Source organism: Streptomyces sp. NPDC050121 (genome assembly GCF_044460385.1).
In the GTDB taxonomy this organism is placed as follows: domain Bacteria; phylum Actinomycetota; class Actinomycetes; order Streptomycetales; family Streptomycetaceae; genus Streptomyces; species Streptomyces soliscabiei.
The window spans coordinates 438,855-452,797 of sequence record NZ_JBITJV010000001.1 but is presented as its reverse complement, the minus strand read 5'-3'; the positions used below and the strand labels follow the sequence as shown (position 1 = coordinate 452,797).

Genomic DNA, 13,943 nt, shown 5'->3' with positions numbered 1-13,943 from the left:
GAACCGGCCCATTTGCGTGAATCCACTCGCGCCGGGGCATACGTACCACGCCCCCTCTCGATCATGTCGAGGACGACACAGCGTGGGAGGTCCCCGTGAGCAGCACCCTCTTCCGGACGAAGAAGGTCGAGCAGTCCATCCTCGATACCGAGGAACCCGAGCACGCGCTCAAGAAATCCTTGTCCGCGCTCGATCTGACCGTCTTCGGCGTCGGTGTCATCATCGGCACCGGCATCTTCGTCCTCACCGGCACCGTCGCCAAGAACAACGCCGGTCCCGCCGTCGCCCTGGCCTTCGTCGCGGCCGGGGTCGCCTGCGCGCTCGCCGCGCTCTGCTACGCCGAGTTCGCCTCCACCGTCCCGGTGGCGGGCTCCGCTTACACCTTCTCGTACGCCTCCCTCGGGGAACTGCCCGCCTGGACCATCGGCTGGGACCTGGTCCTGGAGTTCGCGCTCGGCACGGCGGTGGTCGCCGTCGGCTGGTCCGGCTACATCGCCTCGCTGCTGGACAACGCGGGCTGGCACCTGCCGGCGGCGCTGAGCGGAAGAGAGGGAGCCCACGGCTTCGGCTTCGACATCCTCGCCGCCGCCCTCGTCCTGGTGCTCACCGCCATCCTCGTGGTCGGCACGAAGCTCTCCGCGCGGGTCACCTCCGTAGTGGTCGCCATCAAGGTGACCGTCGTCCTGACCGTGATCGTCGCCGGCGCGTTCTTCATCCACGGCGACAACTACCACCCGTTCATCCCCAAGGCGGAGAAGGTCCCGGCCGGCGACAGCCTGCAGTCCCCGCTCATCCAGCTGATGTTCGGCTGGGCGCCCTCCAACTTCGGCGTGATGGGCATCTTCACCGCCGCCTCCGTCGTCTTCTTCGCCTTCATCGGCTTCGACGTCGTCGCCACCGCCGCCGAGGAGACCAGGAACCCGCAGCGCGACATGCCCCGCGGCATCCTCGGCTCCCTCGTCATCTGCACGATCCTGTACGTCGCGGTGTCGATCGTCGTCACCGGGATGGAGCACTACACCAAGCTGTCCGTGAGCGCCCCGCTCGCCGACGCCTTCAAGGCCACCGGCCACCCCTGGTTCGCCGGCTTCATCAGCTTCGGCGCCGCCGTCGGCCTGACGACGGTCTGCATGATCCTGCTCCTCGGCCAGACCCGGGTCTTCTTCGCGATGAGCCGCGACGGACTGCTGCCGCGCTTCTTCTCCCACGTCCACCCGCGGTTCAGGACCCCGCACCGGCCGACCATCCTGCTCGGCGTGCTCATCGCGATCCTGGCCGGCTTCACCAGCCTCAGCGAACTCGCCGAACTGGTCAACATCGGCACCCTGTTCGCCTTCGTGGTCGTCGCGATCGGCGTGATCATCCTGCGCAGGTCCCGCCCCGACCTGCACCGCGCCTTCCGCACCCCGTGGGTGCCCGTCATCCCGATCCTGTCGGTGTGCGCCTCACTGTGGCTGATGCTCAACCTGCCCGCCGAGACCTGGCTGCGGTTCGGGATCTGGATGGTCGTCGGATTCTTCGTGTACTTCCTCTACGGCCGCTCCCACAGCCGACTCGGACGCCGCGAGGAGACATCCGTGGGCGAGGTCAGCGGACCCGGCCGCGACGACACCGTGTGACGGCTTCGCAGCCGGCCCCGCACCGCCCGCCGGGGCCGGCGCCGTACCGCTTCAGCCCCGCTACCGCTTCAGCCCCGGACCGAGCGCGGGCCGGTGACGTCCGCGCCCAGTTCCGTCACCCGGCGGCGCAGCTCACGGTCGGCCGTGACGACCAGGCGGGAGCGCCCGGCGGCCTCGGCGACCAGCTCGACGATACGGTCGTCCCCGCTGCCGGACGCCGCCTCCACCCGTACGCCGGGCACCGGCTCCACTCCGCGGGCCGCGCCCTCGACGACGAGGACGATCTCCTCGAGCCCGGAGTGCCCCGGCAGCCCGTCGGCGGCCAGCCGGTCGCGCAGCCGCTCGGCCGCGCCCCGCCGGTCCCGCCACCACCCGTCGGGCACCGACCCGACGACGTTCGCCGCGTCGACGATCACGAGCAGCCGGGCGCCGTCGTCCGGGGAGCCGTCCAGGGAACCGTCCATCCCTTGATCTTTGCAGGAATCCCGGACTTCAGGCCGGGCGGGAATGCCATCCTCGGCCCCAAGGCGCGCAGCGCCGGAGTTCTCTGCGCACGACGGAGGCGGCGGACGGCCCCGCCGGCCGGACCCGACTCAGGGCCCGCCTCGAAGCGGCTGGGAAGCCCGGCGCATGACGACCGACGCATGACAGAGGGGCTCCGCCACACGGGCGGAGGCCCTCTGTCACATCCGTACGAAGGTTACGCCGGAACCGACGCGACGCCCGGCGCCAGGAACTTCTTGCCGTTCACGCGCTCGGAGACACCCTCGCGGTCCAGGTACGGCGTGATGCCGCCCAGGTGGAAGGGCCAGCCGGCGCCCGTGATCAGGCACAGGTCGATGTCCTGCGCCTCGGCGACGACGCCCTCGTCGAGCATGAGCCCGATCTCCTGCGCCACCGCGTCCAGGACACGCGCCCGCACCTGCTCCTCGGTCAGGGCGTTGTCGCCCTGCTTCAGGAGCGCGGCGACCTCGGGGTCCAGCTCGGGCTTGCCGCTGTCGTAGACGTAGAAACCGCGCTTGCCCGCCTTGACGACGGCCGCGAGGTTCGGGGAGACCGTGAAGCGGTCCGGGAACGCCCGGTTGAGCGTCTCCGAGACATGCAGACCGATCGCCGGACCGACCAGCTCCAGCAGGACCAGCGGCGACATCGGCAGGCCGAGCGGTTCCACCGCCTTTTCCGCCACCTCGACCGAGGTGCCCTCGTCGATGACGTTCTGCACCTCGCCCATGAAACGGGTCAGAATGCGGTTCACGACGAACGCCGGGGCGTCCTTCACCAGGACCGCGGTCTTCTTCAGCTTCTTGGCGACGGCGAACGCGGTGGCCAGCGAGGCGTCGTCGGTCGCCTCGCCCCGCACGATCTCCAGCAGCGGCAGGATCGCGACCGGGTTGAAGAAGTGGAAGCCCACGACCCGCTCGGGGTTCTTCAGCTTCGACGCCATCTCGGAGACCGACAGCGAGGAGGTGTTGGTGGCGAGGATCGCATGCGCCGGGGCGACCGCCTCGACCTCCGCGAACACCTGCTGCTTGACGCCGATCTCCTCGAAGACGGCCTCGATGATGAAGTCCGCGTCCGCGAAGCCCTCGGCCTTGTCCAGGACACCCGAGACCAGCGCCTTGAGGCGGTTGGCCTTGTCCTGGTTGATCCGGCCCTTGCCGAGCAGCTTGTCGATCTCGGCGTGGACGTAGCCCACACCCTTGTCGACGCGCTCCTGGTCGATGTCGGTCAGCACGACCGGCACCTCCAGGCGGCGCAGGAACAGCAGCGCGAGCTGCGAGGCCATCAGGCCCGCGCCGACGACGCCGACCTTGGTGACCGGGCGGGCCAGGTTCTTGTCCGGGGCGCCCGCCGGGCGCTTGCCGCGCTTCTGCACCAGGTTGAACGCGTAGATGCCGGAGCGCAGTTCGCCGCCCATGATCAGGTCGGCGAGCGCGACGTCCTCGGCGTCGTAGCCCTGCTGCAGGTCGCCGTTCTTCGCGGCGGCGATGATGTCCAGCGCGCGGTACGCGGCCGGGGCCGCCCCGTGCACCTTGGAGTCGGCGACGAACCGGCCGCGCGCGACGGCCTGGTCCCAGGCCTCACCGCGGTCGATCACCGGACGCTCGACCTCGACGTCGCCGTTGAGGACGTTCGCCGTCCAGATCAGCGACTGCTCCAGGAAGTCCGCACCCTCGAAGAGGGCGTCGGCGATGCCGAGGTCGAAGACCTGCTGCCCCTTCAGCTGCTTGTTCTGGTTGAGGCTGTTCTCGATGATCACCGAGACGGCCTTGTCGGCGCCGATCAGGTTCGGCAGCAGCGTGCAGCCGCCCCAGCCGGGGACCAGGCCGAGGAAGACCTCGGGCAGGGAGAACGCGGGAAGCGCCTTCGAGACAGTGCGGTACTCGCAGTGCAGACCGACCTCGACGCCGCCGCCCATCGCCGCGCCGTTGTAGTACGCGAAGGTCGGGACCGAGAGGCCCGCCAGCCGCTTGAAGACCTCGTGCCCGCCCTTGCCGATGGCGAGCGCGTCCTTGTGCTCCTTGAGGAGCTCGACGCCCTTGAGGTCCGCGCCGACCGCGAAGATGAACGGCTTGCCGGTGACGCCGGCGCCGACGATCTCGCCCGCCTTCGCCTCCTGCTCGACCTGGTCGATCGCGACGTCGAGGTTCGCGAGGGACTGCGGCCCGAAGGTGGTCGGCTTGGTGTGGTCGAAACCGTTGTCCAGCGTGATCAGGGCGAAGCGCCCCGCGCCGAACGGCAGGTCCAGGTGGCGTACGTGCGCCTGGGTGACGACCTCGTCCGGGAACAACTCGGCCGCTCGCTTCAGGAGTTCGGTGGTGCTCACTTGTCGCCTCCGTCGAAGTGCGGGTTCTCCCAGATGACCGTCGCGCCCATGCCGAAGCCGACGCACATGGTCGTCAGGCCGTAGCGGACCTGCGGCTGCTCCTCGAACTGGCGGGCCAGCTGCGTCATCAGACGGACGCCGGAGGAGGCCAGCGGGTGGCCGAAGGCGATCGCGCCGCCGTACTGGTTGACGCGCTCGTCGTCGTCGGCGATGCCGTAGTGGTCGAGGAAGGCCAGGACCTGGACGGCGAAGGCCTCGTTGATCTCGAACAGACCGATGTCGGAGATGGACAGACCCGCCTGCGCGAGGGCCTTCTCCGTGGCCGGGATCGGGCCGTAGCCCATGACCTCCGGCTCGACGCCGGCGAAGGAGTACGCGACGAGGCGCATCTTGACCGGCAGGTTGTTCTCGCGCGCGAAGTCCTCGGACGCGATGAGGGAGGCGGTGGCGCCGTCGTTCAGACCGGCCGCGTTGCCCGCGGTGACCCGGCCGTGGACACGGAACGGGGTCTTGAGGCCGGAAAGGTTCTCCAGCGTCGTTCCCGGACGCATCGGCTCGTCGGCGGTGACCAGACCCCAGCCCGTCTCACCGGCCTCAGGGTTGGTGCGGCGCACCGAGATCGGCACCAGGTCGGCCTGGATCTTGCCGTTGGCGTACGCCTTGGCGGCCTTCTCCTGCGAGCGCACGGCGTACTCGTCGGCGCGCTGCTTGGTGATGTGCGGGTAGCGGTCGTGCAGGTTCTCCGCGGTCATGCCCATGAACAGGGCGGACTCGTCGACCAGCTTCTCGCTGACGAACCGCGGGTTCGGGTCCACGCCCTCGCCCATCGGGTGACGGCCCATGTGCTCGACACCGCCGGCGATGGCGATGTCGTACGCGCCGAAGGCGACGGAGCCGGCGACCGTGGTGACGGCGGTCAGGGCGCCCGCGCACATCCGGTCGATGGAGTAACCCGGCACGGACTGCGGCAGACCGGCGAGGATGCCGGCCGTGCGGCCGATGGTCAGGCCCTGGTCACCGATCTGCGTGGTCGCGGCGATGGCGACCTCGTCGATCTTCTTGGGGTCGAGACCGGGGTTGCGGCGCAGCAGCTCCCGGATCGCCTTCACGACGAGGTCGTCGGCGCGGGTCTCGTGGTAGATGCCCTTCGGGCCCGCCTTGCCGAACGGGGTACGGACGCCGTCGACGAAGACGACGTCCCTGACGGTACGAGGCACGATGGCTCTCCTCCAGGTGCGGGATGGCACTGCTGCGACACGCAAGCGCTGAGCGCGCGCTCAGAACCCATGCTACTTATGGGTAACGTAGCTGCCCAGTCCGGGAGGGCCAAGCGGCGAAGGTCACACCCGGGACGCGTCGGCGATCACCCCGCCGGCCCTCTGCGATCACCCCGCGATCACGGCCGCCCCTTCAGCCTCGCGGCGGCGCCGTCGACCCCCGTGGCGTCAGCACCGGCGTCGGCACCGGATGGGATCCCGGACCCGTCCCCGTGATCACCCCGAACAGGGTCCGCGCCGCCTCCGCGCCGAATCCGTGCACGTCATGGCTCATCGCGGAGAGCGTCGGATGGGTGAGCCGGCACAGCTGTGAGTCGTCCCAGGCGAGCAGGGAGACGTCGCCCGGCACCCCGAGCCCCATCTCGGCGGCCACCGCCAGTCCGGCCACCGCCATGATGTCGTTGTCGTAGACGATGGCCGTGGGCCGGTCCGGCGGGGTGGCGGTCAGCAAGGACCGGGTCGCCCGTGCTCCCGCCTCGCCGGAGTAGTCCGTGGCGACCTGCCACGCCCCGGCCAGCCCCAGACTCCGCGCCGCCGCGTCGAAGGCCGCCGTCCGCATCATCGTGTGCCCGAGCGAGGCCGCGCCCCCGACCCGGGCGATCCGCCGGTGTCCGAGCGCCGCGAGATACCGCACCGCCTCCGTCACCGCCGTCGCGTCGTCGGTCCACACGGACGTCAGGCTCCCGGTCAGCGAGGGATGCCCGACCGCCACCACCGGTATCCCGAGCCGCTCGGCCGCCGTCACCCGGGGATCGTCGGCCCGGAAGTCCACCAGGATCGACCCGCCGATCTGCCGGCCCCGCCACCACGACTCCTGCAGCCCCACCTCCTCCTCGACGGTGCGCACCAGCCGCAGCAGCAGCGAGCAGGAATGCTCGGTCAGCACGCTCTCCACCCCGGAGACGAACTCCATGTAGAACGGCTCAAGGCCCAGCATCCGCGCCGGCCGGCAGATCGCGAGCCCCACCACGTCCACCCGCGAACTCGACAGCGACCGGGCCGTGAGGTTCGGTTCCCAGCCGAGCTCCCGCGCCGCCGCGAAGATCCGGTCCCGGGTCGCCTCCGACAGCCCCGGCTTGCGGTTGAAGGCCAGCGACACGGCCCCCTTGGACACACCGGCGCGCGCGGCGACGTCCTTGATGGTGACGCGAGGCGACGAGGACGCTGTCATCGAGCGGGCTCCTGGCAGTACAGCGCGGCCCGGGCGGCGGCGACGTCCGGAGTCTCCCAGCCCGCGACATGGATGGTCACCCGCTCCCCGGGAAGCAACGTCACGAGCCCCCGGTCGGCCCGCGCCCCCGGCTCCAGCCGATCGGCCTGCAACAGCAGATCCCGTACGAGGGTGTGGGCCGCGACCGTGACAGCCCCCGGCGTCACGCTCACCTCGAACTCCGGCGTCGGATAGGGGATTTCACGGTCCGGCACCGGAAAACGCACGGCCCGCAGCCCGTCCGGGTCCGCGTCCGCCACGAGGAACTCCTTCGCCCCGGCCGGCTCCAGCTCCGCCGGCACCCGCACCTCGCCCACCGCCCGCGCGCCGACCTCCAGTTCCACCCGCGCAGCCGCGACCACCTCACCCGCCACGGACATCCGCCGCAACGACAACGCGCCCGTCCACCGCTCTGCGCACTGGTTGACGGCGGCCAACACCAGGCCTTCGCCCTGCACTTGAAAGGTGAGCAACCGGTCCGCGTACAGCCGCCGCAACTCGTGGTACAGCGGTTTCTCCCGCCCGTCCCCGTCGATCGCCGCCCAGGACGTCACCGGCCAGCAGTCGTTGAGCTGCCAGAGAATCGTGCCCGCGCACACCGGCCAGTGCGACCGCCAGTGCTCGATCCCCGTTGCCACCGCCCGCGCCTGGTTGACCTGCGTGAGGTAGTGCCACCGGTCGAAGTCCCCCTCCGGCACGGCGAAATGGCGGGCGAGCCCGCGCTCCAGCTTGCCGTTTCCGTCCTCCGCCTTCTGATGGTGCAGCATGCCGGGGGAGTCCGCCGCGAGCTCCTCGCCCGGCAGCGCCCGCCGCAGCGTCGCATGGGCGGGCGGCGCCTGCCAGCCGAACTCGGCGACGAACCGCGGCACTTCACTGCGGTACTCGGCGTAGTCCGCCCGGTTCCACACCTCCCACGAGTGGTGCGTCCCGTGCGCCGGGTCGTTCGGATGGCGCCCCCACGAACCCGACCAGGGACTCCCCGCCGTGTACGGCCGCGTCGGATCCAGCTCGCCCACGACGCGGGGGAGTACCCCCAGGTAGTACCCCTCACCCCAGGAGTCCGAGCCGAGCCGCTCCTGCCACCCCCAGTCCCTGAACCCCCACAGGTTCTCGTTGTTCCCGTTCCACAGCACCAGCGACGGATGCGGCATCAGCCGCACGACGTTCTCGCGGGCCTCCGCCTCCACCTCGCCCCGCAGCGGCTGCTCCTCGGGGTAGGCCGCGCACGCGAACGGAAAGTCCTGCCACACCAGCAGGCCCAGCTCGTCGCAGGCGTCGTAGAAGTCCTCGCTCTCATAGATCCCGCCGCCCCACACCCGGACCAGGTCGACACCCGCGTCGGCCGCCTGCCGCAACCGCTTGCGGTATCGCTCCCGGGTCACCCGCGAGGGAAACACGTCGTCCGGGATCCAGTTGACGCCGCGCGCGAAAAGCCGTTCCCCGTTGACGACCAGCGTGAAACCGGTTCCGTGCCTGTCCTCGGAGGTGTCCAGCTCGACGCTGCGGAACCCCACGCGCCGCCGCCAGACGTCGAGCGGGGCGTTTCCGTGATGCAACGTCAACTCGACTTCGTACAACGGTTGTTCGCCGTAGCCTCGCGGCCACCAGAGCGCCGCTCGCGGCACCTCCACCCGTACGACACCGCTCGTACCCGTCATCTCGGCCCGCGCCCGCGCTCCTCCCACCCGGGCCTGAAGGGTGAGTCGGGCCTCCACCCGGGTGCGCTCCACGTCCACATGCAACTCGACCACCCCGACGCCGTGTTCGACGCTCACCAGCGGCCGGACCCGGGCCAGCCGGGCCGTCGACCAGCGCTCCACCCGTACCGGCCGCCAGATCCCGGCCGTCACCAGCGTGGGCCCCCAGTCCCAGCCGAACGAGCAGGCCATCTTGCGCACGTACTGGTACGGCTCGGAGTAGGCGGCGGGACGATCACCGACCTTGCCGCGCACGGCCTCCGCCTCGCCGTAGGCCGAGACGAAACGGACGGACAGCGGCCCGGCGAGCCCGGTCACGTCGAAGCGGTACGAACGGTGCATGTTCCTTACGCGGCCCAGGAGTCGACCGCCCAGCGTGATCTCCGCGGCCGTGTCGAGCCCGTCGAAGACCAGGTCGGTCTGCTCATGCCCGGACGGCACGGCCGGCAGCTCCGTCCCGTACGTCCACTCGCGCCGCCCCACCCACGCGACCTCGCTCTCGGCCACGCCGAGGAACGGGTCCGGGATCACCCCGGCGGCGAGCAGATCGGTGTGCACACAGCCCGGTACCACGGCCGGGAGCGCCCGCCCCTCGTGCCGCAGCTGCCATCCGTCGTGGAGCGGTGAGGCCTCCAGCATGCGCACTCCCTAAACCGGTCAAGCCCATAACTGAGCGCCATCTCTTCATCGTTGGCGGGAATCGGACTTTACCGGTTGAGAAAGCGCTGTCAGAGTGCCGAATCAGCCAACCCGCTCGTGTTCGACCAACCCGCAAGTGCTCGTCCGTCCCGCGAACATCCCGAGAACGGAAGTGATGCACGTGAACCGTCGTACAGCCCAGGTCCTCGCCACGGTCGCGGGAGCAGCCCTGCTGCTCCCGGGCTGCACCGGCACCTCAGGCAGCACGAAGGGTGCGGACGCGAAGGCGCCCGACGACCCGTCGCAGGTCAGCGGAGACATCACGGTCCTCACCGTGCGGACCGACCTGGTGCAGGACGGCACGATGAAAAAGTACGCCGCCGAGTTCAACAAGACCTATCCCAAGGTCAAGGTGAAGTTCCAGGCGCTCACCAACTACGAGGCCGAGATCAAGATCCGGATGAACACGGACGACTACGGCGACGTCCTGCTGATCCCCGCGATCATCAAGAAGAACGACTACCCGAAGTTCTTCGCCTCCCTCGGCACCACCGCCGAACGCAGCAAGAAATACCGTTTCACCGATTTCACCGCCGTCGACGGCAAGGTCTACGGCCAGAGCCCGGTCGGTGTGATGCCCGGCTTCGTCTACAACAAGCGGGTCTGGAAGGAGGCCGGGGTCACCGAATGGCCCACCACCCCGGCGGAGTTCCTCACCGACCTGAAGGCGATCAAGGCCAAGACCGACGCGATCCCCTACTACACCAACTTCGCCGCGCAGTGGCCGCTGACCTCGTGGACGTACGTCGACGGCGCGGTCCACTGCGATCCGCGGGCGACCACGAAACTCGCCGAGGGCGACCCCTGGGCCGAAGGCTCCGACCTGCGCGTCGGCGACACCCTGCTGTACGACATCGTGAAGCAGGGTCTCGCCGAGAAGGACCCCACGACCAGCAACTGGGAGGAGTCCAAGCCCCGCACGGCCAAGGGCGAGATCGCCACCCAGTGGCTCGGCACCTGGGCGATCATCCAGTTCCAGGACGCCGCGAAGAAGGCCGGCGTGAACCCGGACGACATCGGTTTCATGCCGTTTCCCGCCCAGACGGGCGGCGCGTTCTGCGCGACCGTCGGCCCCGACTACAACCAGGCCGTCAACGTCCACTCCCCGCACAAGGAGGCGGCCCGCGCCTGGATCGACTGGTTCACCGACAAGTCCGGCTACGACAAGGACAACCTGGCGATCTCCCCGCTCAAGGACGCGGCCATGCCCGAGGTGCTGAAGCCGTACGAGGCGGCGGGCGTCAAGCTCATCGAACTGGACGACACGGCGGGCGCCAAGGTCAAGCTGATCGACGACGAGTCCGAGGTCGGCATCTACAAGCCCGACTACCGCCAGGACCTGGTAGACCTCGCCCGCGGCGCCAGGAAGGGCAGCCTGGACGACTTCCTCGGCGGCCTCGGCAAGAAGTGGACCGGGACGCAAGCGAACGTGGACCACTGATGACGCACGCGCACACGCACACCCCCGAGCCCGGCACCCAGAAGGCGACCTTCGAGGCGACGGCGCCGGCCTCGAAGCGCGCCGCCTTCGCCCCCGCTCCCGCCCCGCGCCGGGCCCGCGCCTGGCGGCTGCTGACCCCCTGGCTGTTCCTGCTGGCCCCGCTCGCGCTGCTGATCACCTTCACCTACGCGCCGATCGCCAACATGGTCGCCTACAGCTTCACCGACTGGGACGGCGTGAGCCCCGAACTGCACTACACGGGCGCCGAGAACTACACGGAGATCTTCACCAGGGAGGACCTCTTCCAGGTCTTCTGGGTGAGCGGCTACTACCTGGCCGCCTCGGTGATCCAGATCGTCGCCGCGCTCTACTTCGCGACCATCCTGAGTTTCAACATCCGTTTCCGGAACTTCTTCAAGGGCGTGCTCTTCTTCCCGTCCCTGGTCAACGGCGTGGCCATCGGTTTCGTCTTCCTCTACTTCTTCCAGGACCGCGGCACCCTCGACACCGTCCTCTCCCTCTTCGGCCATCACACCGACCACGCCTGGCTGGGGACCCCGACCTCGGCGAACGTCTCCCTCGCCGGCGTCTCGATCTGGCGCTACCTCGGCATGAACTTCGTCCTGTTCCTCGGGGCGATCCAGTCCATCCCGGGGGAGCTGTACGAGGCGGCCGAACTGGACGGCGCCGGGCGCCGGCACCAGTTCCGCTACATCATCCTGCCCGGCATCAAGCCGGTGCTGACCCTGACGGTGATCCTCTCCGTCTCCGGCTCGCTCTCCGCCTTCGAGATCCCGTACATCATGACCGGCGGGGCGACCGGCACCGAGACCTTCGTGATCCAGACCGTGAAACTGGCCTTCCAGTTCAACAAGACGGGGCTCGCCTCGGCGGCGGCCGTCGTGCTGCTGCTGATCATCCTGCTGGTGACCTGGGTGCAGCGCCGTCTCGTCCCCGACGACAGGGTGGACCTCGTATGACGCGCCGAGCCGTTGCCCGCGCCCTCGTGTACCTGTCGCTGATCGCCGCGACGCTGGTCGTCCTGCTCCCGCTGGGCGTCGTCCTGCTGACGTCCCTGAAGACCGAGAAGGAGACGGCGAACGGCGGCGGGGCGCTCACACTCCCGCACGACCTGCTCAACTTCCACAACTACGTGACGGCGTTCCAGGACGGCGGGATGCTCACGGCGTTCGGAAACACCGCCTTCATCCTTGTCGTCTCCGTCGGCGGAACGGTCCTCATCGGCTCGATGACGGCCTACGCGATCGACCGGTTCACCTTCCGTTTCCGGAAACTGGTGATCGCCCTGTTTCTGGTCGCCGCGCTGGTCCCCGGGGTGACCACCCAGGTGGCCACCTTCCAGATCGTCCACAGCCTCGGCATGTTCGACACCCGGTGGGCGCCGATCGCCCTCTACATGGGCACGGACATCGTCTCGATCTACATTTTCCTGCAGTTCGTGCGGTCGATCCCGATCTCCCTGGACGAGGCCGCCCGCCTCGACGGCGCCAACGCCTTCACGATCTACCGAAAGATCATCTTTCCACTGCTGAAACCGGCGATCGCGACTGTCGTGATCGTGAAGGGGATAGCCGTCTACAACGACTTCTACATCCCCTTCCTCTACATGCCCTCACAGGATCTTGGCGTGATCTCGACGTCCCTGTTCCGCTTCAAGGGCCCCTACGCCGCCCACTGGGAAACGATCTCGGCAGGAGCGGTCCTGGTCATGCTGCCGACACTGATCGTCTTCCTGGCCCTCCAGAAATACATCTACAACGGTTTCATGAGAGGAGCGACGAGGTAACCGCTTGCGAAACGGCCCCCGCGGCCGCCGTACGACACAAGGTTCCACGGCGGCCGGGACACGGCCTAGACGTCCTGGCCATCCTGGCCGGCCAGCCCGGCGACCAGGACAGGCGTAACCTGCTCCACCTGCCAGGGTCGCGCCCCGTACGAGGCAAGTGCTTTCGCAACCGTTTCCTGGTCCAGCGCCTTCGGCGGCTCCCAGCACACCCGTCGCACCGCGTCGGGGGCCACGAGGTTCTCCTGGGGCATGTTCAGCTCCTCGGCCAACGCCGAGACGGCCGCTCGCGCCGCACTGAGCCGCGCGGCCGCCGCCGGATCCTTGTCGGCCCAGGCCCGCGGCGGGGGAGGCCCCGCCACCGGCTGCCCCGGCTGGGGCAGCTGGGACTCGCTCAGCTCCTTCGCCCGGTCGACCGCGGCCTGCCACTGCTCCAGCTGCCGCCGCCCCATCCGGTGCCCGTACCCGTTCAGCGCGGCCAGCGCGTGCACGTTCGCCGGAAGGGCGAGCGCGGCCTCCACGATGGCCGCGTCCGACAGCACCTTGCCCGGCGACACGTCCCGCCGCTGCGCGATCTTGTCCCGCGTCTGCCACAGCTCGCGCACGACTCCCAGCTGCCGTCGCCGGCGCACCTTGTGCATGCCCGACGTACGACGCCACGGGTCCTTGCGGGGCTCGGGCGGCGGGGCGGACGCGATCGCGTCGAACTCCTGGCGGGCCCACTCCAGCTTGCCCTGCCGGTCCAGCTCCTTCTCCAGCGCGTCGCGCAGGTCGACCAGGAGCTCGACATCGAGGGCCGCGTAGCGCAGCCACGGCTCGGGCAGCGGCCTCGTGGACCAGTCCACCGCGGAGTGGCCCTTCTCGAGGACGAAGCCCAGTACGCCCTCCACCATCGCGCCGAGGCCGACCCGCGGGAACCCGGCGAGCCGTCCGGCCAGCTCGGTGTCGAACAGCCGCGTCGGCACCATGCCTATCTCGCGCAGACACGGCAGGTCCTGGGTGGCCGCGTGCAGGACCCACTCGACGTCGGAGAGGGCGTCGCCGAGCGCGGACAGGTCGGGGCAGGCCACGGGGTCGATCAGCGCACTGCCGGCGCCCTCGCGACGCAGCTGCACCAGATAGGCGCGCTGGCCGTAGCGGTAGCCGGAAGCCCGCTCGGCGTCCACGGCGACGGGGCCGGAGCCGGCGGCGAGGGCGGCGATCACCTCGGCGAGGGAGGCTTCGTCGGCGATCACGGGAGGGATGCCCTCGCGTGGTTCGAGCAACGGTGTCGGCGCCCCGGAATCAGTAGATCCGCCGTCGTCCGGAGGGGCGCCTCCGGTGGTTCGCAGTGAACTGGCTGCTGCGGTTTCTTGGGCGTCGGTCACCT

10 protein-coding genes are annotated in these 13,943 nt (G+C 69.7%); 4 read left to right on the top strand and 6 right to left on the bottom strand.

From position 1 onward, the window contains the following. Positions 1–95: 95 nt before the first annotated feature. Positions 96–1,619: an amino acid permease gene (locus ACIBTS_RS02085; RefSeq protein WP_319674442.1), complete on the top strand. Its 1,524-nt coding sequence runs from the start codon at positions 96–98 to the stop codon at positions 1,617–1,619. A gap of 68 nt (positions 1,620–1,687) precedes the next feature. On the opposite strand, the gene ACIBTS_RS02080 is transcribed toward ACIBTS_RS02085, so the two are convergent. From ACIBTS_RS02080 to ACIBTS_RS02060, 5 genes are all read right to left on the bottom strand, one after another. After that, entirely contained in the window at positions 1,688–2,083 is a 396-nt protein-coding gene (locus ACIBTS_RS02080; RefSeq protein WP_399315885.1) for an NTP pyrophosphohydrolase, read from the bottom strand. Positions 2,084–2,319: 236 nt separating this feature from the next. Then, on the bottom strand, positions 2,320–4,446 hold the full coding sequence (locus ACIBTS_RS02075) for a 3-hydroxyacyl-CoA dehydrogenase NAD-binding domain-containing protein (protein ID WP_399315884.1): 2,127 nt from the start codon (positions 4,444–4,446) through the stop codon (positions 2,320–2,322). Further along, positions 4,443–5,663, bottom strand: a complete 1,221-nt coding sequence (locus ACIBTS_RS02070; RefSeq protein WP_079658919.1) for an acetyl-CoA C-acyltransferase — start codon at positions 5,661–5,663, stop codon at positions 4,443–4,445. Before ACIBTS_RS02070 ends, ACIBTS_RS02075 begins: the two co-directional genes overlap by 4 nt. 193 nt (positions 5,664–5,856) lie before the next feature. Then, positions 5,857–6,894, bottom strand: a complete 1,038-nt coding sequence (locus ACIBTS_RS02065) for a LacI family DNA-binding transcriptional regulator (protein WP_399315883.1) — start codon at positions 6,892–6,894, stop codon at positions 5,857–5,859. After that, positions 6,891–9,269: a glycoside hydrolase family 2 protein gene (locus ACIBTS_RS02060; protein ID WP_399315882.1), complete on the bottom strand. Its 2,379-nt coding sequence runs from the start codon at positions 9,267–9,269 to the stop codon at positions 6,891–6,893. Before ACIBTS_RS02060 ends, ACIBTS_RS02065 begins: the two co-directional genes overlap by 4 nt. Before the next feature lie 175 nt (positions 9,270–9,444). Between ACIBTS_RS02060 and ACIBTS_RS02055 the strand changes: the two genes are divergently transcribed. From ACIBTS_RS02055 to ACIBTS_RS02045, 3 genes are read left to right on the top strand one after another with little or no spacing between them, the layout of a single operon-like run. Beyond that, entirely contained in the window at positions 9,445–10,770 is a 1,326-nt protein-coding gene (locus ACIBTS_RS02055) for an extracellular solute-binding protein (protein ID WP_399315881.1), read from the top strand. Then, entirely contained in the window at positions 10,770–11,750 is a 981-nt protein-coding gene (locus ACIBTS_RS02050; protein ID WP_399315880.1) for a carbohydrate ABC transporter permease, read from the top strand. The genes ACIBTS_RS02055 and ACIBTS_RS02050 overlap by 1 nt, the downstream gene beginning before the upstream one ends. Continuing rightward, the gene (locus ACIBTS_RS02045; protein ID WP_399315879.1) at positions 11,747–12,577 is read left to right on the top strand and encodes a carbohydrate ABC transporter permease; all 831 of its coding nucleotides are present in this window, start codon (positions 11,747–11,749) and stop codon (positions 12,575–12,577) included. The genes ACIBTS_RS02050 and ACIBTS_RS02045 overlap by 4 nt, the downstream gene beginning before the upstream one ends. 65 nt (positions 12,578–12,642) lie before the next feature. Here the strand turns inward: ACIBTS_RS02045 and ACIBTS_RS02040 are convergent, their stop codons facing one another. After that, positions 12,643–13,941, bottom strand: coding sequence for an HRDC domain-containing protein (locus ACIBTS_RS02040; protein ID WP_399315878.1), 1,299 nt, complete (start codon positions 13,939–13,941; stop codon positions 12,643–12,645). Positions 13,942–13,943 lie beyond the last annotated feature (2 nt).